This is a genomic window from Comamonas terrae, from assembly GCF_001544075.1.
GTDB classification, from domain to species: domain Bacteria; phylum Pseudomonadota; class Gammaproteobacteria; order Burkholderiales; family Burkholderiaceae_C; genus Comamonas; species Comamonas terrae.
The window spans coordinates 142264-165309 of record NZ_BCNT01000003.1 but is presented as its reverse complement, the minus strand read 5'-3'; the positions used below and the strand labels follow the sequence as shown (position 1 = coordinate 165309).

The window sequence follows — 23046 nt, the reverse complement described above, 5'->3', positions numbered from 1 at the left end:
CGGGCATGACTGCCTCGCGTGTTTCCATCCAGACCCAGGACTTCGACCTCTCGGCCGAGATTGCCGCCTTGCGCGCGGGCGATGCGCGCGTGGGCGCCGTCTGCAGCTTCGTGGGCACGGTGCGCGACCGCAACGAGGGCGATGCCGTCTCCAGCATGGAGCTGGAGCACTACCCGGGCATGACCGAAAAATCCATCGAGGCCATCATCGACGAAGCCGTGCAGCGCTTCGGCATCTACGGCGCGCGCGTCATCCACCGCATCGGCCTGCTGCAGCCCATGGACCAGATCGTGCTCGTGGCCGTGACCAGCGCGCACCGCGGCAAATCATTCGAGGCCTGCGAATACATCATGGACTACCTCAAGTCCCTGGCGCCGTTCTGGAAAAAGGAGCAGACGGAACAGGGCGCGCGCTGGGTCGATGCGCGCGTGAGCGACGAACACGCGCTGGCGCGCTGGAAGTAACTCTATGAATTGATAGCTGGCAGCGCTGTTATTCATTGGGCTTCGGATATGAAGCTGTTGGAAGCCAAATATCGGTGCGCGAGGACAGCTATGCTTTTTGCAAACCAGCCGTCTGCAGCCAGCGCGGCGGCCTGAACACCAGCACATTGCCGGCCATCGCCAGCAGCAGGCCCAGCACGCCCGGCGGCGTCCACTGGTAGCCTTCGGCCACGGCCGAAATATTGAGCGCCACGATGGGAAACAGCACCGTGGCATAGGCGGCCTTCTCGGGCCCCAGCCGCCCCACCAGCGTGAGATAGGCAGTAAAGGCGATCACCGAGCCCGGAACGGCCAGATAGACCAGTGCGCCCGCATAGCGCCAGCTGGCATCGAAAGTCCAGGGCAGCCCGGCCGCCAGCGCATAGCCGGCCAGCAGCAGCGTGCCGGCCAGCATGCCCCAGGCATTGGTGTGCAGCGGCCGGTAGCCCAGGGCCTGCAGCGAGGCCGAGAGCATGTTGCCGCAGGAAAAGCACAGTGTGCCGCCCAGCGCCCAGGCCAGCCCCTGCCAGCTTGCCTGCCCACCCTGCTGCAGCTCGGGCCAGAACAGCACGGCCAGGCCTGCCAGGCCCAGCACGCTGCCGGCCAGCACATGGGGCGCCAGCCGGCGCCCGTAAAGGAGGCGCGCCAGCAGCGCATTCCAGATGCTGGCGCTGGAGAACACCACGGCGGCCAGGCCGCTGGCCAGGGTCTCGCTGGCATGCATGAAGCAGACGAAGTTCAGGCTGAACAGGCACAGCCCCTGGCCCAGCACGCGGGGCACGGCCGCACCGCGCGGCACGCGCCACTGGCGCGTCAGCAGCAGCCAGGCAAACAGCACCAGGGCCGCCAGGCCGAAGCGGTAGGCAATGGACAGCTCCACGGGCACTGCGCCCAGCTGCATCTTCAGGGCAATCCAGGTCGAACCCCAGATCAGGACGACCAGGGCATACAAGGGCATCGTCATGGCAAACAGGAGGCAGGCACAGGTCCCGCCGTATCAAAAAAAAAAACTGCCTTGCATGATGCGGCTGGCAGGCGCGGGGGCATTGCATATTCCTGCGCTTTTGTGCCGTGGCGGCAGCGCAGGCGGGCCGCACCGTGGCGCCAGGGGCCACAATGCGCGGCATGACTTTGCCGGCCGCCTCCGACCAGAATCCGCCCCGGAACACGCAGCATCTGCGCCGCGTGCTGGGGCAGTCGCGCGCGCAGCTGCAGCGCAGCGCCATGCTGGGCCAGGCGCTGGAGCTGGCCGTCTGGGCCAACCGCGACGACGAGGTGCACTACAGCCGCCAGGGCCACCACACGCTGTCGGTCTATCTGGCCGGCGGCCAGGGCTCGCAGCTCAAGGGACGCGACGATGCCCGGGGCGCCGCAGGGCGCTTTTGCGTCTTTCCGTCCGAACATGAGTCGTACTGGCTGGTGCGGGAGCCCGTGCAGTTCCTGCACCTATATGTTTCGGACATCGCCTGGGCCGACCGCGTGGTGCGCCTGCTCGATGCCGAACCGCGCAGCCATACGCTGGCGCCGCGGATCTATGCCGAGGACGCCTGCTATTACCAATGGGCACAGGCGCTTTCCCGGCTGGACTGGGGCAGCGACGAAGGCCTGCTGCAGGCCGATGCCCTGAGCCAGCAGGTGCTGGACCGGCTGGTGCTGCAGGCGGCCACGCCGCAGCGGCGCAGGGCCCTGGAAAAGCCGCTGGGCGGCCTGTCCTCGCCCGCGCGGCGCCGGGTGCTGGAATACGTGGAGACCCATCTGGCCGACAGCAAGGCACTGAGCCTGGCGGCGCTGGCGCAGGTGGCCAGCCTGTCGGAATACCACTTTGCCCGCATGTTCCACCGCAGCATGGGCTGCACCGTCCACGAATGGGTGCTGCAGCGCCGGCTGCAGCGGGCCCGTCAGTTGCTGCAGGCCGGCGTGCGCCAGCCCACCCTGGCACAGGTGGCGCGGCAATCGGGCTTTTCCAGCCCGAGCCACCTGCTGCGCAGCTTTCGCCAGCATTTTGGGCTTACTCCTACGCAATTCGCGCAGCGCCGGCGTGATGCTTGAACGCGATGTTTGCGCATGGCTGGCGCCGTGCCGCGCTGTTTGACCTGGCTCAAACGGTGGAGGCACGCAGGGTTTTTGTGCGGCCTGGCGGCATCGCCGTGTCTTGAAAATCCCCTTTCGGCTATCAGATGAATCTCAGTGACTCTGATACGGAGTGAAAGCCTTACACCATGCGAATTGACAAACTGACCACCAAATTCCAGGAAGCCCTGTCCGATGCGCAGTCCCTCGCGCTCGGTGCCGACCAATCCACCATCGACCCCCTGCACCTGCTGGTTGCCATGCTGCGCCAGGATGAAGGCCCGCGCTCGCTGCTGCAGCGTGCGGGCTGCAATGTGCAGCAGCTGCAGTTCGAGGCCGAAAAAGCCCTGAAGGACCTGCCGCGCGTGCAGCAGCAGGGCGATGTGCAGGTGGGGTCCGAGCTGGCCCGCCTGCTGCAGGCTACCGAGAAGGAAGCCCTCAAGCGCGGCGACCAGTTCATTGCCAGCGAGCTGTTCCTGCTGGCGCTGGCCGATGCCGCGGGCTCGGCCACGCGCGCCGGCGTGCTGCTCAAGCAAAGCGGCGTGAGCCGCTCCAGCCTGGAGGCCGCGATCGACGCCGTGCGCGGCGGCCAGCGCATGGACAGCCCCGAAGCCGAAGGCCAGCGCGAGGCGCTCAAGAAGTACACGCTGGACCTGACCGAGCGGGCCCGCAGCGGCAAGCTCGACCCCGTGATCGGCCGCGACGACGAGATCCGCCGCGCCATCCAGGTGCTGCAGCGCCGCAGCAAGAACAACCCCGTGCTGATCGGCGAGCCCGGCGTGGGCAAGACGGCCATCGTCGAAGGCCTGGCGCAGCGCATCGTGGCCGGCGAAGTGCCCGAGAGCCTGCAGAACAAGCGCGTGCTGTCGCTGGACATGGCGGGCCTGCTGGCCGGCGCCAAGTACCGCGGCGACTTCGAGGAGCGCCTCAAGTCCGTGCTCAAGGAAGTGGCGCAGGAAGAAGGCCGCATCATCCTCTTTATCGACGAGATCCACACCATGGTCGGCGCCGGCAAGGCCGACGGCGCCATGGATGCGGGCAACATGCTGAAACCCGCCCTGGCGCGCGGCGAGCTGCACTGCATCGGCGCCACCACGCTGGACGAATACCGCAAGTACATCGAAAAGGATGCGGCGCTGGAGCGCCGCTTCCAGAAGGTGATCGTGGACGAGCCCTCGGTGGAGGACACCATCGCCATCCTGCGCGGCCTGCAGGTCAAGTACGAAGCCCACCACGGCGTGGACATCACCGACCCGGCCATCGTGGCCGCGGCCGAGCTGTCGCACCGCTACATCACCGACCGCTTCCTGCCCGACAAGGCCATCGACCTGATCGACGAGGCCGCGGCCAAGATCAAGATCGAGATCGACTCCAAGCCCGAGGAGATGGACAGGCTCGAGCGCCGCATGATCCAGCTCAAGATCGAGCGCGAGGCCATGAAGAAGGAAAAGGACGAGGCTTCGCAAAAGCGCCTGGCGCTGATCGACGTGGAGCTGCAGAGCCTGGAGCGCGAGTACGCCGACCTCGAGGAGATCTGGAAGGCCGAGAAGGCCAGCGCCCAGGGCTCCGAGCAGATCCGCAAGGAGATCGACCAGATCCGCTTCCAGATCGACGAATACAAGCGCAAGGGCGATTTCAACCGCGTGGCCGAACTGCAGTACGGCAAGCTGCCCGGACTGGAAAAGCAGCTGCATGAAGCCCAGGCCAAGGAAGAGGGCCAGGGCGGCGTCACGGCCAACCGGCTGCTGCGCACCCAGGTGGGCGCCGAGGAAATTGCCGAGGTGGTCAGCCGCGCGACCGGCATTCCCGTGGCCAAGATGATGCAGGGCGAAAAGGACAAGCTGCTGCACATGGAGGACAAGCTGCACGAGCGCGTGGTGGGCCAGGACGAGGCCATCAGCGCCGTGGCCAACGCCATCCGCCGTTCGCGCTCGGGCCTGGCCGATCCCAACCGGCCCACGGGCTCCTTCCTGTTCCTGGGCCCCACGGGCGTGGGCAAGACCGAGCTGTGCAAGGCGCTGGCGGGCTTCCTCTTCGACAGCGAAGACCACCTGGTGCGCATCGACATGAGCGAGTTCATGGAAAAGCATTCGGTGGCCCGCCTCATCGGCGCGCCCCCGGGCTATGTGGGCTACGAGGAGGGCGGCTACCTGACGGAGGCCGTGCGCCGCAAGCCCTATAGCGTGCTGCTGCTGGACGAGGTGGAGAAAGCCCACCCGGACGTGTTCAACGTGCTGCTGCAGGTGCTGGACGACGGCCGCCTGACCGATGGCCAGGGCCGCACGGTGGATTTCAAGAACACCGTGATCGTGATGACCAGCAACATCGGTTCGCATTTGATACAGGCCATGGTGGGCCAGGATGCGGAAGAGGTGAAGGAAGCGGTCTGGGGGGAACTAAAAAACCATTTCCGACCCGAATTCCTCAACCGTATCGACGAAACCGTGGTCTTCCACGCGCTGGATGCCCGGAACATCGAGGCGATTGCGCGGATCCAGCTCAAGCTGCTCGAGCACCGGCTCGAGAAGATGGAGCTGTCGCTGCAGGTGCCCGACCAGGCGCTGGCCGAGCTGGCCAAGGTGGGTTTCGATCCGGTGTTCGGTGCCCGTCCCCTCAAGCGGGCGATCCAGCAGCGCATAGAAAACCCGCTGTCCAAACTGTTGCTTGAAGGGAAATTCCCGCCCAAGAGTACCATCTGGGTACAAGCGGACCCGGTGAACCATCCCGGGGTCTTCCGGTTCGAATCCGCAGGCTCTGCCTGAGGATCGGACTTCCGATAGAGCCTGTGCCGGCGGCGATGCACCGGCGGTGCATCGCCAGGGCGGGCATTGCGCCCCCCGTCCGGCACAGGCCGTGAAAGGTATGTTTTGAACGATTTCGCCACCACCGCTACCCGCTGGGCCATCCGCATCATGCTGATGCTGGTGGGTCTGGTGTTCTTTGTCTGCCTGCTGGCCGTGGCCAGCGCGTTTGCGCTGCTGTGGGCCGTGCGGGCGCTGTGGGCCAAGCTCACGGGCCAGCCCGTTTCGCCCTGGGGCGTGCGCATGGGGCCGATGAGCCCGTTCGCGGGCTGGCAGACGGTCTACCGTTCGGGCGCCGAGTGGATGGCGCAGTCGTCCGGTGCTGCGGATGCGGCGTCCGGCCGTGCCGAGCGCGAAGCGCGCACGCGCCGCGGCATCCTGCCAGGTGCCGGCGACGTGACCGACGTGCAGCCCCGCGAGGTGCACGAGTCCTGACGCCGACGGACATGCGGCCTGCCGCCCTTGCGGGGGCTGCGGGCGTGCATCACGCAAACCGTAACAAGGGCCTGCGCCATAAGCGCCAGGCCCTGTTTTTTCTGGCGTTAAGGTATAGCCCCTCCAGCCGTACGGCGACATCTTGCGCCTTCCCGCTGCCGCAATCACAACGACAAGCTTGAGCTCCATGGACTTGCATCGCATCTTCGACCTTCAATACCAGGCCAGCCGTGCGCAGGTGGATGTTCCCTTGCTGGTGCGGCGCGAGCGCCTGCTGCGATTGCAAAAGATGCTGGACGAGAACGGCCCGGCCCTGGCCGCGGCCGTGCAGGCCGACTTCGGCATGCGCTCGGCGCGCGTGACCGAGCTGCTGGACCTGCTGCTGCTGCGCCAGCAGCTCAAGCACACGCTGCGCAACCTGGCGCGCTGGTCCGGGCGCCAGCGCGTGCGCACGCCGCTGATGCTGCAGCCGGGCAAGGCCTGGATCGAGCGCCAGCCGCTGGGCGTGGTGGGCATCATCTCGCCGTGGAACTACCCGGTGCAGCTGGCTCTGGCGCCTGCGATCACCGCGCTGGCGGCGGGCAACCGCGTCATGCTCAAGCCCAGCGAGCTGACGCCCCATACCTCGTCGCAGCTGGCCTCCCTGGTTTCCCAGTTCTTCGCGCCCGAGGAGTTCTGCGTGATCGAGGGCGACGTGGGCGTGGCCACGCAGTTCTCGGGCCTGCAGTTCGACCACCTGCTGTTCACGGGCTCCACGTCCGTGGGACGGCGCGTGGCGCAGGCGGCAGCGGCGCACCTGACGCCGACCACGCTGGAGCTGGGCGGCAAATCCCCTTGCATCGTGGCGGCCGACTGCAATCTGAGGGAGGTGGCGCTCAAGATCGCCCACGGCAAGCTGGTCAATGCCGGCCAGACCTGCATCGCCCCCGACTTCGTCCTGCTGCCGCGCGGGCGCGAGGCGGAGTTTGCCGAGGCCTTCATGGAGGCCGTGCGCAAGCTGTATCCGCGCATCTCGGGCAATCCGGACTACACCTCCATCCTCACCAAGCGCCACCTGGCGCGGCTCAAGCAGATGCTGCGCCAGGCCCAGGGACTGGGCGCGCAGGTGCACTGGATGCAGGAGGGCGCGGCGGCGCAGCCGGACGAAGGCGCCGAAACCCAGGCCATGGCCTGGGGCGACTCGGTGGAGCGCCAGATGGCGCCGGCACTGGTGTTCGGCGCCACGGGCGAAATGCAGCTCATGCAGGAGGAGATCTTCGGCCCCATCCTGCCCGTGATCTCCTATGAGCGCATGGACGATGTGATCAAGGCCATCAACGCCAGCCCCCGGCCCCTGGCGCTGTACTGGTTCGGTCAGGACGAGCGCGTGCGCGATGCCGTGCTCTCGCGTACGGTCAGCGGCGGCGTCTGCGTGAACGACACGCTGCTGCACGTGGCGCACGAGAACCTGCCCTTCGGCGGCGTGGGCGAAAGCGGGTGGGGGGCCTACCACGCGGAGCAAGGCTTTCTGCGCTTCACCCACCAAAAGGCCGTGTTCGTGCAGTCGCGCTGGTCGGCCACGTCGCTGATGTATCCGCCCTACGGCGCGCGGTTCGACCGGATGATGGAGTGGATCCGGCGCTGGCTCTGAGTCCGGGGCACACGCCCGGAGGTCGGAAACAGGGGTTGCCTTGGCGCCACGCGTCAAGGCTTTTCTTTTGCGGCACCCTCCAGGGCTAGGGATATTCGCCGGGATTTGACATTTGTATGCAAATGGCGTGGAAACCATTGCTGCATGCGTGCCAGCTGCTCTGCTTTGGGGAGCGCATAGCACATCCAAAACCGCAGGGCAAGAAATTGCGCACAGCCGTACTTGCGCGCATGGCTAACCCGCAGCCTGTGTGCCAAGAAACGGAATTTGTAGACAATTGCGCCCTCTACATTCTCACATGATTTCGTTTCGTTTTTTCCATGTCTAGTATCCAGGTTCGTCCCGCCACTCTTCGCGATGCAAAAGCGATTGCCCAAATCCATACTGCTTCCGCACTGGAGGCTTACCGAGGATTGGTTCCCGACGATCAATTGAAATCGATGTCGTCGGTTGAAAAGCGCCAGGCATACTGGCGCGAAGCCATTGAATATTGCGAGCCCCAGGTCCAGGTGGCCATCGATGGCGACAAGATCGTGGGCTTTGTCGGCTTCGACCGCTCGCGCGATGAAAAGTCCCGCCAGACCACTGGCGAGATCTGGGCCATCTATGCTGCGCCCACCCATTGGAACCAGGGCGTCGGCGTGGCGCTGTGGGATGCGGCCCGCGACGGCCTGCTGGAAGAAGGCTGCACCAACGTGACCGCCTGGGTGCCGCTGCGCAACGAGCGCGCGCTGCGCTTCCATGAAATGGCCGGCTTCAAGCGTGAAATGTCCACGGCCAAGACCGCCGTCATCGGCAGCATCAAGATCGAAGAAGTCCGCCTCAAGCGTCCTCTCAACTAACCGCGCCACCCGGTGGCGTTCGCAGCAAGGTTTGCCGTGAATACAGAGTCTTCATCCGTACCGGCCTGGACCTTGCTGCAGTGGCAGGAACAAGGCCTGCCGCACCAGGCCTGGTGGCGCAGCGAAAGCGCCACGGCCATGCCCGCAAAAGTGCAGGCCGCCGACGACAGCATGCCTGCCGATCAGGCCTACCGCCTGATCTGTGAGGGCACAGCGCTGGTATGGCGCGGCGACTTCCACAATGCGCGCCAGCTGATGCTGGCCCTGGGCCGCCGGCTGGACAGGAAGTCCCGCGGCAAATCCACCGCTTCCGCTGCTTCTCCCGTCGACTTTCCCCATGCCTTCCATCTGCACCGCCAGACGCAGGCACAGCGTGCGCGCGTGCTTTCGGGCATTCTGATCGAGTTCGATGCGCAGTGGCATTGTGCGCTGCGCCGCGCGCCCGACTGGCGCCAGGCCTGCGAGCAAGCCTGGGGGAGTTTGCCCGGCGCGGGCCAGGGGGCTGTGGTTCCGCTGCGCGAATTGCTGGGTGCCGTGGGCTCGCACGAATGGCGCAAGAAAGGCGTGGAGATTCCCGCCCTGGGGACCCATGCCGGCGCCCCGGCACGCATCCATGCGCATTACGGCGTGTTCTCGCCCGTGCGCGGCGAATACCTGGATCTGGTGGCCCGCGCGCCGCTGCCTGCGGCCGGCATGGCCGAGGCCTGGGATATCGGCACCGGCACGGGCGTGATCTCGGCGCTGCTGGCAAGGCGCGGCGTGCAAAGAATGGTGGCCACGGACATGAGCGAGCGGGCGCTGGCCTGCGCCCGGGATAATCTGCAGCGCCTGGGGCTGGAGCGCCGGGCCGAGCTGCTGCGCACCGATCTGTTTCCCGAAGGCCGGTGCGGGCTCATCGTCTGCAATCCGCCCTGGCTGCCGGGCAAGGCCGCATCCCTGCTGGACCAGGCCATCTATGACGAAGACAGCCGCATGCTGCGCGGCTTTCTGCAAGGGCTGGCCGGCCACCTGCTGCCGGGCGGCGAAGGCTGGCTCATCATTTCCGACCTGGCCGAACACCTGAAGCTGCGCACGCGCGAAAACCTGCTGGCGTGGATGGACGAAGCCGGACTGCAGGTGCTGGGGCGCGAGGATATACGCCCGCGCCACGGCAAGGCGCACGATGGCGGCGATGCCCTGCATGCAGCACGCGCGGCCGAGGTGACCTCGCTGTGGCGGCTGGGCGTGCGTTAGCGGCCCGCTAGCCTGGCACGGCTTCCGGTTCGGTTTCCGGGGTGGGCCCAAGCAGGCCCGCCAGCTGCTCGCGTACAAAGGCGGCGCGTTCCTCTCCCGCATGCTGCTGCACGGCATCCAGCAATGCCAGGCCGGCGCTGCGCAGCGCCGGCAGATCGCGCGCTTCGCGCAACCGGGCGCGCAGCTCCTGCGCCAGGCTCTCGTGGCGGTTGGCGAACATGCGCTCGCACAGGTCGAACAGGTACATGCGTGTGCCCGCCAGAGGGGGCGTCTGCCGGTGGGGTGCAGCTGTGGCCGCGGCCGCTTGCATGGGGTGGGCCGCCTGGTCCGTGGGGCGCGGCGATGCGCCCGGGGTGGCCGGTTGTGCCTGCAGATAGCCGCGGGCGATCAAGTCCTGGACGAGGCCCGCATGTTCCTGGCCCAGCAACTGCTGCAGCTGCGCCACTGTCTTGCCGCCGGCCATCAGCAGCACGGAGCGCTCGCGCAGCGGCAACTGGCGCTTGCCGGGCTGAAGTTCTTCATGGGCTTTGGCGGTTTTCTGCAGCAGCATGGAAAGGGCCGCCGCCCGGCGGGCGGCGTGGTGGTGGCATTGGAAGCGGTGGCGGAAAGCGCTATTGCAAGCCACAACCATGACAGCGGTGTGAATCTGCGCCTTATCGGCTGGCCAGGAGCGCGGCATCGCGCACAATTTGCGCCAACGCAAACGGTGCGGTTGTGGCTGCTATGCAGAAGATAGCTGGATGCGCTTGCCAGGAAAGCGCTTGAGGCTTTTTTGATGAATGAAATGGAAAGTGCCCGCCGCAGGTGAGCCACTGGTGAAGAAATGAAATTGCTGCTTGCGCCCATGGAAGGGCTGCTTGACTTCGTGCTGCGCGACGTGCTGACCCGCGTGGGCGGCGCCGACCGCTGCGTGTCCGAGTTCATCCGCATCACGGGCTCGCTGCTGCCGGACAAGGTGTATCTGCGCACCATGCCCGAGCTGCGCAACGGCAGCCGCACGCTGGCCGGCGTGCCGGTGCGCGCCCAGCTGCTGGGTTCGGACCCGGCCAGCATGGCCGACAACGCGGCCAACCTGGCGCGGCTGGGGCCCGAAGGCATCGACCTGAACTTCGGCTGTCCGGCCAAGGTGGTGAACCGCCATGGCGGCGGCGCCTCGCTGCTGCAGGATCCGGAGCAGATCGCACGCGTGGTGGCGGCGGTGCGCCAGGCCGTGCCGGCCCAGCTGCCGGTGTCGGCCAAGATGCGCCTGGGCTTCAACGACCGCTTGAAGATGATCGAATGCGCCCGGGCCATGGAGGACGGCGGGGCCTGCGAAATCGTGGTCCATGCGCGCACCAAGCTCGACGGTTACCGGCCGCCCGCCTACTGGGAGGAAATTCCGCGCATCCGCGAGGCGGTTTCCGTGCCCGTGGTGGCCAACGGCGAGATCTGGACCGTGCAGGATGCACTGCGCTGCCGCGAGGTTTCGGGCTGCGACGATTTGATGCTGGGGCGCGGCATCGTGGCCGACCCCGGGTTGGCGCTGGCCATCCGCGCGGCCGTGGCACGACAGGGCGGCGGCGCTGCCCCGCAGGCCGCCGCCATAGGCTGGCCGCAGCTGGTGCCGCAGGTGCAGCGTTTCTGGCAGATGGTTTGCGAGGACCTGGAGCCGCGCCAGCGGGCCGGGCGGCTCAAGCAGTGGCTGAATCTGATGCGCCGGCGCTTCGCCGAGGCCGAGGCCGCTTACCAGGAGGTCCGCACCCAGACCGACCAGCGTGCCATCAGTGCCTGGGTGGCGGCATTGCCGCAGCGCGACCTGGCTTGCGAATGGGCGTGGCCGGAAAGCCCTGCTACAGCAGACTGTCCGGCGCCAGCGGACCCAGCAGCTTGAGCATGAGGCGAAGGCCCAGGCTGGCATCGGGCTCGGTGTAGGCATCCTCCAGGCCGCTGTCCTGCGGCGCGCGCCAGACGAGCCGGCCTTGCGGGTCGATCTCCACCTGCCAGCTGTTCTCGGGCAGCCCCTCCTCGATGCTGTCCGTGGCCTGCTGGCTGAAGGCGCGGCTGGCGATGAGCAGCGCGATCTCGGTGTTCTGCAGCTGCGAGCGCATGTCCAGGTTCATGGAGCCGACGACCACCAGGCGCCCGTCGATCACCAGCAGCTTGGAATGCAGCATGGCGCGAGAGATGCCGGTGGAGCCGCCGTTGCTGCCGCCGCTGGAGCCACCGGTGCCCGAGCGCAGCGCCGAGCGCATGGTGGCGGGCTCGCTGCGCAGCTCGTACAGCTGCACGCCCATCTCCAGCAGGGCCTTGCGGTGGCGCGCATAGCCTGCATGGGCCAGGGGCGCGTCGTTGGAGGCCAGCGAATTGGTCAGCACGCGCACGCGCACGCCGCGGTCGCGCGCGGCGCGAAAGGCGGCCATGATCTCCGGCCCGGGCACGAAGTAGGGTGAGACGACCAGCAAATCCTTGCGGGCCGAGCGCACCAGTGCCAGCAGTCCGTCCACCACCGAATCGGCCTGCAGCACGGGTGCGGCGGCATGGCGCCAGGCGGCCGGCGGGTGGTTGAGCTGCAGCGTGCCGGCGTTGTGGCCGGCGCCGGCATCGGCAGGCGCATCGCCGCGGTCTTCCGTGTGGAACTCCTCGCTGTCGCCGGGAATCTTGGTTGGGCGGTCGGCCAGCACCGCGGACTGGGCCCAGACCCATGGCACCTGGCCCAGGTCCATGGGCTTTTCATCCCAGATTGCCGCGTTGCCGGGCGTGCGCCTTGCGCCTGCGGCGGCCGTGCTGGCGGCGCTGGCATCCTCGGCATCGAAGCGGGCCTTGAGCTGGCGCAGCTCCTGCAGGCTGATCAGCGACTGCACGGGGTAGGCGCGCACATTGTTCCAGTAGCTGTCGAAGCTGCTGGACAGCGCCTTGACCACAGGCCCGGCCACCAGCACGTCGAGATCCACGAAGTTGCTGTCCTGGGCCGCGTCGAAATAGGCATCGCCGAGATTGCGGCCGCCCATCACGGCCATCACGTTGTCGGCCACGAACAGCTTGTTGTGCATGCGCTGCTGGGCGCGCTGGAAGTCCGTCAGAATGGTCCAGGCGCGGCCGATGGTGGAAGCGCGCGAGCCCGCCAGCGGATTGAACATGCGCATCTCGATGTTGGGCACGAAGGCCAGCCGCATGACCTGGGCATCGGGCCCGGTGCTGTGAAAATCGTCCAGCAGCACGCGCACCCGCACGCCGCGCCTGGCGGCCTGCACGATGCCGCGCAGCAGCCGGGCCGTGCTTTCGTCGGCATGGATGGCGTAGTACTGCAGATCCAGTGTTTTCTGGGCGTTTTCCACCAGGCTCAGGCGGCTGCTATAGGCGTTTTGCGGGCCGGCCAGCAGCGAAAAGGCCGACGCCATGGGCTTGGCCGCGGCCGGCCGCGCCTTGTCGACCATCTGGCCCAGCGCGGTGTCTTGCGGCGTGGCATAGGCCGTGGAGACGGGGCGCTCCACATTCTTGGGCAGCGCCGCCGCGCAGCCCGTGAGCAGCGGCGCTGCGACCACCAGCGGAAGCACCCAGGCCCGCAGCAAAAGCCCGCGGATGCGGCCATGGCGCCGCCCCGCCGAATCCGTTGAACGCCGGGACTGAAAGGCCGTAGGTGAAAATTGCATGCCGCAGTTGTAGTGCAAGACGGTCGGCGCAAATGTCAGACGGCAGCGGCTACCGGATCAAAGGTTGGGGGCCGCCGGCCGCCTGGGGATGCAGGGGCGGGCGCAGGTTCAGAAATCGGCGCGGCCCTGCACGCGTGCGATCACGCGCAGATCTGGCCCGATCGGCTGCACGCCCTGCCACTGCAGCGCCAGCGCCTGGGACAGCTCGTCCAGCGGGCCGAAGTTGGCGATGCCCATGCCGGCCGTACCCAGCAGCTTGGGCGCCAGATACAGCAGGAATTCGTCCACCAACCCTTCGCGGATCAGCGAGCCGTTGAGCTTGAAGCCCGCCTCCACATGCAGCTCGTTGGTGCCGCGGGCCGCCAGATCCCGCAGCATGGCGGCCAGATTCACCTTGCCCTGCGCATTGGGCATATGAATAACCGTAGCACCTTGCGCCTGCAATTGCTCGATTCTGGATTGATTCGTACTGCAAGTGTAGATCAGGCAACCGCTAGGTGCTTTCAAAACATGAGCGTCAGGCGGTGTCTCGAGCTGGCTGTCGACCACGGCCACGCGAGGCTGGCGCGGCGTTTCCACCTCGCGCACGTTCAGGCGCGGGTTGTCCTGCAGCACCGTGCCTATGCCGGTCAGCACCGTGCAGGCGCGCGCGCGCCAGGCATGGCCGTCGGCACGCGCCTCGGGCGAAGTGATCCACTGGCTGCGGCCGTTGTGCAGGGCCGTCACGCCGTCGAGCGAGCTGGCAGCCTTCATCCGGACCCACGGCGTGCCGCGCACCATGCGGCTGAAAAAACCGATGTTGAGCTCGCGCGATGCGGCGGCGCCGGGGCCGACCTCCACCTGCACGCCCGCCGCCCTCAGCCGCGCAAAGCCCTGGCCGGCCACCTGCGGATTGGGGTCCGTCAAGGAACCCACAACCTTGCCGATGCCGGCGGCGATCAGCGCATCGCAGCAGGGGCCCGTGCGTCCATGGTGGGAACAGGGCTCCAGCGTCACGTAGGCCGTTGCGCCGTGCACATCATTTCCCCGGGCCGCCGCATCGCGCAGCGCCATGACCTCGGCATGCGGGCCGCCGGCCTGCTGGGTGAAGCCCTGGCCGATCACGCTGCCGTCGGCGTCCACCAGAACGCAGCCGACGCGCGGATTGGGCGAAGAAAGAAAAAGCGCCTGGGCGGCCTGCTCAAGCGCTTTGTTCATGAAGTGGGCATGGTCTGTCATGCCCTGGATGGTAAGGCAAGGCTATTTGCGCCAGCAGTCTACTGAAGTCGTGCCTGTAACAAGATTGGTGTTACCTCGCTGACCTGTATGTGTCAGTAGATAGTTGCCGCATTTATCGTTTGCCTGAGACCCTCCAGCCTTGGGGGTTGCGATCAATGTAAAGCAACTATTATTGCTGCTAGCACACCGAGCAGGGTTATTAAGAGGGGCATCGGAAGTAAAACCAATGGTGTACTGTTTGTTTGTATCGGTAGCCCAGGTCAGCGCAGCCGGCAGTGTGGTGATGCCTGCCGAAGTCGTGGGGTAGACTCCCGTTGCGGTTGCAGCCCGCTCCAGCCATTGCTGGGCCTGCAGCAGACCTGCCCGGGCATCAGCCCTGTGGCCTCGGCGCACATACTCCGTATAGCTCGGATAGGCGATGGCGCTGAGGATGCCGACGACGGCCACGACGATCATCAATTCGATCAGGGTAAAGCCTTGGTTTTTGTGTTTCATGTATTTTCCCTTTGGCTGGCAGATTTAGCCCTTACTTCAATTGGCGCCAGCTGGGGCGCAGCGATTGTTCAGGCATGCGGGCAAGCAGTTCTTTGTTGTTCTTGGTATCGATGTCTGTGACTCTGTTTTTCTGTGTGATCAAGGTATGCGAGCCTTTGGATACCTTGACTCGGGAGACAAACAGGTCGCTAGCGTTGTAGAGACCATCCCCATTTTTGTCGACGATTTGCACCGAGGGGCGCTTGCCATCCATGATGTTGATCAAAGTACGGTACTGGCGTTCTTCGTCGACCGATATGGAGTCACAGCTTTCCACATTGACATCCACATTCGAGCCTTTGGCGGGCACCTGAGAATACACGGCCAGGATATTGCTGCCATCGTAGAACTCCATGGGCTTGAGCAGGCGCTCTCCAACAGCGGGCAGATCCATGTACCAGCCATTGAAATTGGCCCAGGTGTCCTTGTTCAGTTCATTGGTGGCATCCTTGGCGGCGACAGTGGCAAAATCGCCGTTGCCTATTTCGGTGATCTTCTGTTCGGCCAGCCTGGCGTTGACAACGCCTGTTCCAAGTGCTTTGGGCGCTGGGATGCAGCCGTTGGTGGGCAGGGTGCAACTGCTGTCACCTGGATGTACTTGCAGGCGTTTGCCAAGGGATGTATCGACGCTGCTATAGCGTGTGTTGTCCAGTACCGAATACAAGCTCTGCACCTGTACGCTGTTCGGATCGTCTTGCGTTACATTCCGTCCTGTGCCGAACGCAACCATCAAGCCTCCTACGGACAGGCTTTTGGCATTGCTGCCGCTGCCCACGATCATGCTGCGGTCATTGGCGCGGACGGTGGGAGCTACAGTAATGGACTGAATATTGGGACGTGTGGATGCATTCAGGGCTGTTGGGCCCGTTGCGGTAAATAATGGCTGGCCTCCCAAGGCCACGCTCCAATTGTCTTGGTTTGCGCTGGTCAGGTCGAACTTCCACATATTGCCCAGGTTATCGCCTGCGTAGGCTACATCGGGGCGGTCATCGCCATTGAGGTCCAGCAGACGAGGAGCGGACAGTCCGTTGTCGGCAGCCTTGCCGGTTCCTGCTGCGTCTGTTGTGGCAGGAATGCGAAGCAGTTCACGGTTCTGATCCAGATACTGAATCAGTAGCACCGGGCGTTGATTGGCGCTGTTATAACCGTTGCCCATGACCACGGCCCAGCGGTTGTTGTTCATGCGCGTTATCTGCGTCGTGCGCATCAGGTTGTTCTCATCAAGCACCGGACGTGCGGTGATGTGGCCTATATCCTTGTCTTCCTCTAGAGCAGCGTTGCACGCCGTTTTTTGTGCTGTGCTCATCGTTGCCTGGTTGCAGTCGGGGTTTGCTTCCGTCGAGCCGCGGGTGCGATCCAGCTTGACCAGTTGTTGGGCATTACTTTCTGCAAAGGCCGCAGGGTTGGTCACATCCAGCACAAAATAGCCTTTGCCGCCAGCGCCCAGTGTTCCTACGAGCAAGGTGCGCCAATCCGGGGTATAGCTGTCGTCGCCCGGACTGCCTGTTCCCAGGTCTACGTCGCCGGTCATGGGAGAGCCATCCACGAAGTATTTATGCGTGCTGTTGAACGCAGGGGCGGTCAATTGGCTTAAGGTGGGAATGACGCCGCGCGGCACATAGGCGAGTTTTTCGCTGCCATCGGCGGCGGAAAAACCGTGCAGCATGCCGTCATTTCCACCCACGTAAATCATGGCTGCGCGAGAGGCGTTGCTCCTCGTGAAAGCCGCATACCCATTGAGGGCATAGTTGCTCGCGGGCGCTCCCGTATACCAAATCACGGAGTTGATGATGTCGCCCTGGCGGCTCTTGCGCTCGCGAAACGGTTTGGCTGCGGTATATCCAGAGGAGTCCGAGCCTTCGAGGGTGCGGTCGCCGCGGATGTAATTGAGCTTGTTCTGGCCGTTGGTCGCCATGGTTACACCGGTGGCATTGGTATTGAGGCCCAGCAGCGCATTCTGTGCAGTGCTCAGATAACTCGTGCCGTTGTCGTTCCAGCGGAATGCGACCCCTCCCTTGTAACCGTTATTGTTCCATTGGTCGCTCCAGCTCAGGACCAGGCGGCTATCCAGGTTGGCTATGGCATCCAATTTGTCAGCCGTGTTTTTGCCACCCCAGCTAGAGGATGGCACGGTGGTGCCATCAATTTGCACGGTCTCGGCAGTGATGAAGCCTTTCCAGGCATTCAGGGGCTCGTAGGCTCCGGTGAACTTGCCCACGTCGATACGTGTGTTGTTGGCACCGCTAGTCGCCGTGGATGTCAGGTCCGGGTCGGTCTGGGTATTAATCTGACCAATGATTTCACGGAAAGCCTTTTCCAGATCCTGACCCGTCATCACCGCATAGAAGCGCCCGCGCCCATTAAGTGCGGCATGCCAGAGGTCCAGTGCCCGAACGTTTTCTCCTGTACTCATGTCGGGCCATTTTTGATTGCCAGTCGCGAGATTGAGAAAGCTGTTGTCGTAACCAAATGGCACTTGCTGTGTCGGGGCTTTGATAGAACTGGCCCCTGGCCAAGTAGTCGCGTCCGTACTGATGCCGATGGTATAGGTCACCATGTGCGGCCAAGTGGCGGGGTCGTAGCGAGGATTCCAGTATCTATCGAGCGTTGCATCTCTGCCGGCACTGTCCTTGCCGAAAGTTTCCGTCGCAGGTGCTTTGCGGTATTCGGCGTTTGGCTGTGGAGCACCTGTCAGTCCCGATGTCTGTAGCGGTTTGGACCAACTGTAGAAGGCCCAATCTGCCAGGGTATTGGCATAGGTATCGCTATAGAGTTGGTTATTGGGCCGGCTGGCAGCACTTTTGCTTCCATAGAGCGTGCCGTCGGGCAAGGTGATGTCTTGGCTATTGCTGTCCTGCGAGCCGCCGGAAACCGTGCCGTTCCAACGTCCATCAGTAAACATGATGTGATAGTTGCGACGGCATCCAAGATAAGGAGCGCCGGTAGTTCCGGGAATAGAAGCCCAGGGACTGTTTGTGCCAAGGTTGCGACGCATATAGCTGTCGGCTTGGCTGAACATTTGATGGGTGGGAGTACCGTTGCCGGGAGTTATTTTGTTGACGAAATTGAGGAAATTCGTGCGATGTGTGCCTTGCAGGACGCGCATCGAATTCTCATTCATGTTGGCGCTGTCTACATTCGCAGCATTGGGTGACTTGCCGTTATTCCACATGGCCTGCCAAGCTAGGCGAATTTTATTGTCTGGCAGCAGGCTGGTGTCATTGAAAACTTGATTGAGCGCGTACTTGAGGATGTTTACACGTGGAGCCCTGACGTCCCAGGCTCCCGTTGTTGGGTTTGGAGCCTTGATCGTAGTATCCGCAGCGGGGCTTCCGGTCGATTCATTCAAGCGAAAATTCATACTGCCCGAATCGTCGATCGAGATGATCACGTTCGGCGCTACATAGGGCTCTTTGGTGCCGGGAGGTGCCTGCGTCAAGTCCAAGGCCCAGGTGGCGTGAGGTGCCATGGCGGCGCCAGCGGCCAGAGCAAATAGAGTCTTGCGAAAGCGAGGGGGAGTATTGTGGTGCACGGCTTCTCCTCTGGTGTGATTCTGTTTATTCAAGAAATAGGCCACCAATGCCTGGCATCGGTGTCTATGGCTACTTTTGTGGAGGGGCTGTCCTAATCCTTGCGCTTTTGCTGGGCATAGGTCTGCTGCAGAACCACTATCGTGCTGGGCTTGCGCCCGTAGGCCAGGGCGGTGATGCGGTACACCACGCTGGGCGTCAGGTTGAGCGGCAGCAAATTGTTGGTATTGCCCACAATGAGACCCGAGGTCTTGCTGCTTTCGTCATAGGGCAGGACTTCTATCCAGTACCAGCCGCCACGATTGTTGGCACTGGTGTCCGACAGTATGGGGTTGGCGGGTTTATCGCTGCTGCCTGCGGCGGCTCCCGTGTACTGACCATAGCGCGCGCCCACGCTTTGTGTCGTCATCAGTGCCAGCGTAGCGGAATCGTTCCAGAAATCCTGCTTATCTGCGCGCTTGGCGCAGAGACCATGGCCACATAAAGTGGACTTCATTTCAGTGGTGCGTGCTGTTGCGGCCGGATCCTGGTCTGTCAGCATGGACAGCAAAGGGCCCACATCCTTGGCCTCCAGCGGGATCTTTTCGGCCGTGGCCGTGCGGCAAGCATCGTTGCTGCCGGTGCAACTGCTGCCGTCCGCGTTTTCGCCGCGGATATCCAGCTCGGCATCCTGCAGCAAAGCCTGAGCAGCTTCGAAGGCTCGCTGGTAATCGGCATCATTGCCCACCACCATTTCATTGAACAGCGAAGTACGAGATGCCCAAAGAGCCAGCAGCATGGACAGCATGACGAACACGATGACGACGAACAGCGCAACGCCGCGCTGAGTCTTTTTGGAATAGCTAAATGGCATGCGTTGCATGTCTTTTTCTTGAAAGGTTTAAAGCACAGTGCCTATCAAGCCCTGGCTGCGCAGCTGAAAGACATTGCGAAAGGCGATGTGCATGCGACGCGCTCTCGATCCAGTGAGGGTTGTCATATCGATTTTGTTTTTGCTGGGATCGACGTTGTTGCCGCAGCCTGTGTAGCTACTGCCCAGGGGGAGGTCAAGAGGCTCGTCGCCGTAGAGTACAAGGCAGACTTCGACGGCTTGTACCTTGCCCCAATTGCCGTTAACTGCATCACCAGCGGTAAGGTATTGGATTTTGGTGTCGCCTAGCGCCGTGTTGTCCTGCAGCAGATAGCGAACCTGGAAATCGGCAACGTTCTGCATGATAGGTTGGGCTGCTGCACCATTGCCAGCGCACTGTAGTGTTCCGTTGCTGCTGTTGAACGTGAAAATGCTCTCCAGGCGTTGGTCGGTACTGGTGTCGGCTGGGCCACCCAGGCAATTGCGCATCAAGGATTGCAGGGTGGGTGTGGTGGAGGTGCTGCTGAAGACGGTTTCCGCATAGCGGCGATAGCCCACAGTCAGTGTGGTGTCGGTACCTGTCAGTGTGTCGGTGGCTGGAGTGAAGGTGTTGCCCGAACCTGATGCAGTTGCAGAAGCCTCAAATGCAACCGGAGTCGCTGCGGCAACGGCTGTGTCTTGCACTGAAACATTGCTGGGGTTGAGGTTGAGGTAGAGTGACCCCGCCTGGCGCAGTTGCTGACCGATCGTGCGCATGGTATAGGACGCCTGCTGCTGAATGCCGGTAGCATCACTTACGGTTCCTGATATCCCTCGCGAAGCCATGAGTGCGCCCATAGCCACGGCGACAACCAGCAAGCCCACGGCAATGCCGACCATGAGCTCCGGCAAGGTGACGCCTTGTTGCGAATGCTTGCCAAGGCGCTTGGCAGATGCATGAATGGCATTAGTCTTTAAGCGCATGATCAGGCTCCCGGGCAGAAAAACTGTGTGGTGCCGCCACCTAAATATGGTGCGCAGCGTGCTGCAACCGATATGTATTGCAGATGACAGGTATGATCAGTGGGGCAGGATTGGTCGGAGCCAGAGCTGAGAGTTCCATCGGCGGCACGGACTTTTGTGGCGTCAATGTTGTTTTTGTAAAGAGCCTTGTCGCTTGTATTGGAAATATCTCTTTCGTTTTCGCGCCAGCTGATCATGACGCCTAATTGGCGGCGATTGGCGTCGACACTTTCGCCAGGAGCCAGAAAAATATTGGCCTGACCCAGAGGGAGTGTGTTGGCGACGCTTTGCTTCCAAAGGCCCAAGTCGTATGCGGCCAGTTGAGTATGGGTACAGGCCTTGGTCTGACAATCACCTATTGCAGGCTGATCGCTGAAAGCCGAGGTGTAGGCTTTGAGGTCGGCCAGAGCATTGGGGTTGACCTTCATGCGTTCGCTTAAATCCTCAATCAGTCGAATGGCCTGAGCGCGGCGCACTGTGGTTTGGGTATCAGTCAGCGTGCGCATCTGTACTCCCAGAATGCCCAGAATTCCAAGGGCTGCAATGACAATTGCGATCAGGGACTCGATCAGCGTGATGCCGCGTTGGCGGTATGGAAATCTGGTTTTCATGGGGAACATGGGATAGCTTCTGGGGGGATGACGCGAATGCGTCCGCCGGAACTCATGCAGAGGCCTAGAGCTGCCGGATTCATCGTTGATTGGTTCATTGGAACAAGGCTAAAACCTGGCCACTTGCCATCGACCAAGCCCCAGCGGTTGAACTTGATGCTGGCCGAGCCGCTGGTGCGAGTGATTTGCACATTGGCAGGGGCGTCGTAGCGTTGCAAAACAACTTCTTTGGCGGCGCAAGTGCCGTCGTTATTGCTGTCTAGGCAAACAAGCCAGCCGCAATCCCAATCACTGGTGTCGATGGCTGTGTTGCAGTTACCAGTTTTATTGGGAAGTTTTTGAATGGTGATGTTTCCACCTCGTTTGATGGCCTCCGAGCGTGCGAAATACAGTGCGGCTTTGAGCCCTTCGGTAACCTGTCTGATACGCCAGCGATCTATCAATGGCTTGAAGCCGGGCGCAGCCAGTGCGGCCAGCACCCCCAATATGGCCAAGGTGATCAGTAATTCGATACTGGTGACTCCATGACTGCCTATCCTCACCAAGTGGTGGTGAGACGGAAAGTAAGTAGCGCTATACATGCTTGTACCTCCTCAATAACAGCAAGAAATCGATGAAAAAAGCTAGTCTGTGTATTAGCTGCAGGAATTGCTGCCGGTATCAAGCCTCTTGATGCGGCCGCCGGCATAGATGCATAGCTTGGCGGTGTGGGTGCTGCTGGAGTTTTCTGGAGAGATTAGGAAGTCGAAGCTGGCATTGCTGCTAAGAGTGATTTGTCCCCAGCGGTCGATGCTGATGGGCGAGTCGGATCCGAGGGCGTTGTCCTGGCTGTCCCTGATCTCGATGCGGGAACGGGAAGGCGCAGGTGCTTCTTGCAATGCAGTTGCTGTGGTGGTGCCGGGAGCTGTGAAAAATACCGTCCAGCCGCAATTCCATAGCGCCGGGCTGGTGCTGATGTCGCTGCAATCGCTGCCCGAGGTGTGGCGGGCGATAGTGATATTTCCTCCGCGCTTGATGGCTTCCGAGCGTGCGTAATACAAGGTGGACTGCAATTCTTCGGCAATTTGCCGAACTCTCCAGCGCTCCATGAGCGGCGTGAAGCTTGGGGCTGCCAATGCAGCCAGGATGGCCAGGATGGCCACTGTCACCATGAGTTCAATTGCAGTGAATCCGCGAATGAGGCGGGAGAGGGAGCGTTGAGAAAAGGCGGAGGGGCGCAGCATGCGCCGATGGTAGGCCTGCCGTCGGCAGGCCGGTGTCCGTTTCGGATAGGCGGCCTCTGGCGGCAGATGAATGGTGCCGGGGCTGTTCGGCCTTAACGCCGTCGGCTCGGTGGCGCTTGCGTGTAACCTGCGCAGGCACCCGAATTCGGGCGTCCCTGGCATTCCCTGTAGAGCCGTCGATCCCGCTCCGCACTGGTTTCTTCGGAACTGCTGCGGGTGCCTTGTATCCTGACGCGTGAACTGCCGGCAGTTTCACCAGTAGGATGCCTGGCCCTGCTTTTGCGGGCTTGAGCCGGTTGCAGTGCAGTCAAACCGGAGAGCGCTAACAGGCCATAAATGGCTCTGCGGCGAGAAAGAGTGGTGGGTTGGTGCATGGGAACCCTCTCTGGCATTCATGGCGTTCATTGTGGTGGGGAGTAGGGTCTGCAAAATCAGGGTTTGCCTTGGCATGCCCCCGGGGATTGAACGACGGCTTTGCTCGTGGTGCAGAGGAATTTCGGCTCTTGTTATAATCCTCGGGTTTTGCATGGTGCAAGACGCACGCCGAGGCCTTTCCAGTCTTGGCGCAAGTAACCAAGGCGTCCCCTGGCGGGCGCCAAATCCTAAGGAAAACCAAATGATCGCTTCCTCCGTGAAGGCCGAAGTTGTTAAGGCCAATGCACGCTCTGCCAACGACACTGGCAGCCCTGAAGTGCAAGTGGCTCTGCTGACCGCTCGCATCAACGAACTGACTCCCCACTTCAAGCAGCACGCCAAGGACCACCACGGTCGCCGCGGCCTGCTGCGCATGGTGAGCCGCCGTCGCAAGCTGCTGGACTACCTGAAGGCCAAGGACGCTGACCGTTACACCGCACTGATCGCCAAGCTGGGCCTGCGCAAGTAAGCACGGTGAGAGATCGAAACGCCTGAGTTAGCCCGCTAGCTCAGGCGTTTTTTACTTCGGAGAGTGCAAGACA

At 63.1% G+C, this 23046-nt stretch carries 20 protein-coding genes; 9 read left to right on the top strand and 11 right to left on the bottom strand.

What is annotated here, in order from left to right:
- The first annotated feature begins 5 nt into the window (after positions 1-5).
- On the top strand, positions 6-464 hold the full coding sequence (locus tag Cte04_RS04120; protein WP_066473926.1) for a molybdenum cofactor biosynthesis protein MoaE: 459 nt from the start codon (positions 6-8) through the stop codon (positions 462-464).
- 88 nt (positions 465-552) lie between these two features.
- Here Cte04_RS04120 and Cte04_RS04115 read toward each other — a convergent pair whose 3' ends face one another.
- On the bottom strand, positions 553-1446 hold the full coding sequence (locus Cte04_RS04115; RefSeq protein ID WP_066472469.1) for a DMT family transporter: 894 nt from the start codon (positions 1444-1446) through the stop codon (positions 553-555).
- 161 nt (positions 1447-1607) lie between these two features.
- On the opposite strand from Cte04_RS04115, the gene Cte04_RS04110 reads away from it, so the two are divergent.
- The 6 genes from Cte04_RS04110 to Cte04_RS04085 all read left to right on the top strand — a co-directional run bounded on the left by Cte04_RS04110 (position 1608) and on the right by Cte04_RS04085 (position 9493).
- Positions 1608-2531, top strand: a complete 924-nt coding sequence (locus tag Cte04_RS04110; protein WP_066473924.1) for a helix-turn-helix domain-containing protein — start codon at positions 1608-1610, stop codon at positions 2529-2531.
- A 170-nt stretch (positions 2532-2701) separates the two neighbouring features.
- A complete protein-coding gene (gene clpB, locus Cte04_RS04105) occupies positions 2702-5314 on the top strand; it encodes an ATP-dependent chaperone ClpB (RefSeq protein ID WP_066472467.1) in 2613 nt (870 codons plus the stop codon).
- 105 nt (positions 5315-5419) lie between these two features.
- A complete protein-coding gene (locus Cte04_RS04100; RefSeq protein ID WP_066472465.1) occupies positions 5420-5788 on the top strand; it encodes a hypothetical protein in 369 nt (122 codons plus the stop codon).
- A 178-nt stretch (positions 5789-5966) separates the two neighbouring features.
- Entirely contained in the window at positions 5967-7418 is a 1452-nt protein-coding gene (locus Cte04_RS04095; RefSeq protein WP_066472463.1) for a coniferyl aldehyde dehydrogenase, read from the top strand.
- 320 nt (positions 7419-7738) lie between these two features.
- Entirely contained in the window at positions 7739-8260 is a 522-nt protein-coding gene (locus Cte04_RS04090; RefSeq protein WP_083526499.1) for a GNAT family N-acetyltransferase, read from the top strand.
- A 72-nt stretch (positions 8261-8332) separates the two neighbouring features.
- Complete coding sequence (locus Cte04_RS04085; RefSeq protein WP_066472457.1) at positions 8333-9493, top strand: methyltransferase; 1161 nt, start codon at positions 8333-8335, stop codon at positions 9491-9493.
- 7 nt (positions 9494-9500) lie between these two features.
- Here the strand turns inward: Cte04_RS04085 and Cte04_RS04080 are convergent, their stop codons facing one another.
- On the bottom strand, positions 9501-10043 hold the full coding sequence (locus tag Cte04_RS04080; protein ID WP_066472452.1) for a hypothetical protein: 543 nt from the start codon (positions 10041-10043) through the stop codon (positions 9501-9503).
- A 273-nt stretch (positions 10044-10316) separates the two neighbouring features.
- On the opposite strand from Cte04_RS04080, the gene Cte04_RS04075 reads away from it, so the two are divergent.
- Positions 10317-11363, top strand: a complete 1047-nt coding sequence (locus tag Cte04_RS04075; RefSeq protein ID WP_066472449.1) for a tRNA dihydrouridine synthase — start codon at positions 10317-10319, stop codon at positions 11361-11363.
- Here the strand turns inward: Cte04_RS04075 and Cte04_RS04070 are convergent.
- The 9 genes from Cte04_RS04070 to Cte04_RS04030 form a co-directional block, all read right to left on the bottom strand.
- Complete coding sequence (locus tag Cte04_RS04070) at positions 11323-13122, bottom strand: phospholipase D-like domain-containing protein (RefSeq protein WP_083526527.1); 1800 nt, start codon at positions 13120-13122, stop codon at positions 11323-11325. The genes Cte04_RS04075 and Cte04_RS04070 overlap by 41 nt on opposite strands.
- Positions 13123-13230: 108 nt before the next feature.
- On the bottom strand, positions 13231-14340 hold the full coding sequence (ribD, locus tag Cte04_RS04065; protein WP_066472446.1) for a bifunctional diaminohydroxyphosphoribosylaminopyrimidine deaminase/5-amino-6-(5-phosphoribosylamino)uracil reductase RibD: 1110 nt from the start codon (positions 14338-14340) through the stop codon (positions 13231-13233).
- Between the two features lie 21 nt (positions 14341-14361).
- Positions 14362-14835 carry a type IV pilin protein gene (locus Cte04_RS04060; protein WP_083526498.1) on the bottom strand — a complete coding sequence of 158 codons (474 nt, stop codon included), beginning with the start codon at positions 14833-14835 and terminating at the stop codon, positions 14362-14364.
- Between the two features lie 31 nt (positions 14836-14866).
- On the bottom strand, positions 14867-18406 hold the full coding sequence (locus Cte04_RS04055; protein ID WP_066472443.1) for a pilus assembly protein: 3540 nt from the start codon (positions 18404-18406) through the stop codon (positions 14867-14869).
- A 92-nt stretch (positions 18407-18498) separates the two neighbouring features.
- Complete coding sequence (locus Cte04_RS04050) at positions 18499-19266, bottom strand: pilus assembly PilX family protein (RefSeq protein WP_066472440.1); 768 nt, start codon at positions 19264-19266, stop codon at positions 18499-18501.
- Between the two features lie 18 nt (positions 19267-19284).
- Positions 19285-20217: a PilW family protein gene (locus tag Cte04_RS04045; protein ID WP_066472437.1), complete on the bottom strand. Its 933-nt coding sequence runs from the start codon at positions 20215-20217 to the stop codon at positions 19285-19287.
- A gap of 2 nt (positions 20218-20219) precedes the next feature.
- Complete coding sequence (gene pilV / locus Cte04_RS04040; RefSeq protein WP_083526496.1) at positions 20220-20876, bottom strand: type IV pilus modification protein PilV; 657 nt, start codon at positions 20874-20876, stop codon at positions 20220-20222.
- Complete coding sequence (locus tag Cte04_RS04035) at positions 20864-21448, bottom strand: GspH/FimT family pseudopilin (RefSeq protein WP_174522891.1); 585 nt, start codon at positions 21446-21448, stop codon at positions 20864-20866. The genes pilV and Cte04_RS04035 overlap by 13 nt, the downstream gene beginning before the upstream one ends.
- Positions 21449-21502: 54 nt before the next feature.
- Positions 21503-22090 carry a GspH/FimT family pseudopilin gene (locus tag Cte04_RS04030; RefSeq protein WP_083526495.1) on the bottom strand — a complete coding sequence of 196 codons (588 nt, stop codon included), beginning with the start codon at positions 22088-22090 and terminating at the stop codon, positions 21503-21505.
- A 616-nt stretch (positions 22091-22706) separates the two neighbouring features.
- Here Cte04_RS04030 and rpsO point away from each other — a divergent pair.
- Entirely contained in the window at positions 22707-22973 is a 267-nt protein-coding gene (rpsO, locus tag Cte04_RS04025) for a 30S ribosomal protein S15 (protein ID WP_011804393.1), read from the top strand.
- Positions 22974-23046: the final 73 nt, after the last annotated feature.

Coding starts and splice junctions, on each gene's coding strand:
- Cte04_RS04120 (WP_066473926.1), top strand. CDS start 6: ATGACTGCCTCGCGTGTTTCCATCCAGACCCAGGACTTCGACCTCTCG.
- Cte04_RS04115 (WP_066472469.1), bottom strand. CDS start 1,446: ATGACGATGCCCTTGTATGCCCTGGTCGTCCTGATCTGGGGTTCGACC.
- Cte04_RS04110 (WP_066473924.1), top strand. CDS start 1,608: ATGACTTTGCCGGCCGCCTCCGACCAGAATCCGCCCCGGAACACGCAG.
- clpB (WP_066472467.1), top strand. CDS start 2,702: ATGCGAATTGACAAACTGACCACCAAATTCCAGGAAGCCCTGTCCGAT.
- Cte04_RS04090 (WP_083526499.1), top strand. CDS start 7,739: ATGTCTAGTATCCAGGTTCGTCCCGCCACTCTTCGCGATGCAAAAGCG.
- Cte04_RS04080 (WP_066472452.1), bottom strand. CDS start 10,043: ATGCTGCTGCAGAAAACCGCCAAAGCCCATGAAGAACTTCAGCCCGGC.
- Cte04_RS04075 (WP_066472449.1), top strand. CDS start 10,317: ATGAAATTGCTGCTTGCGCCCATGGAAGGGCTGCTTGACTTCGTGCTG.
- Cte04_RS04070 (WP_083526527.1), bottom strand. CDS start 13,122: ATGCAATTTTCACCTACGGCCTTTCAGTCCCGGCGTTCAACGGATTCG.
- ribD (WP_066472446.1), bottom strand. CDS start 14,340: ATGACAGACCATGCCCACTTCATGAACAAAGCGCTTGAGCAGGCCGCC.
- Cte04_RS04060 (WP_083526498.1), bottom strand. CDS start 14,835: ATGAAACACAAAAACCAAGGCTTTACCCTGATCGAATTGATGATCGTC.
- Cte04_RS04050 (WP_066472440.1), bottom strand. CDS start 19,266: ATGCAACGCATGCCATTTAGCTATTCCAAAAAGACTCAGCGCGGCGTT.
- Cte04_RS04045 (WP_066472437.1), bottom strand. CDS start 20,217: ATGCGCTTAAAGACTAATGCCATTCATGCATCTGCCAAGCGCCTTGGC.
- pilV (WP_083526496.1), bottom strand. CDS start 20,876: ATGTTCCCCATGAAAACCAGATTTCCATACCGCCAACGCGGCATCACG.
- Cte04_RS04035 (WP_174522891.1), bottom strand. CDS start 21,448: ATGTATAGCGCTACTTACTTTCCGTCTCACCACCACTTGGTGAGGATA.
- Cte04_RS04030 (WP_083526495.1), bottom strand. CDS start 22,090: ATGCTGCGCCCCTCCGCCTTTTCTCAACGCTCCCTCTCCCGCCTCATT.
- rpsO (WP_011804393.1), top strand. CDS start 22,707: ATGATCGCTTCCTCCGTGAAGGCCGAAGTTGTTAAGGCCAATGCACGC.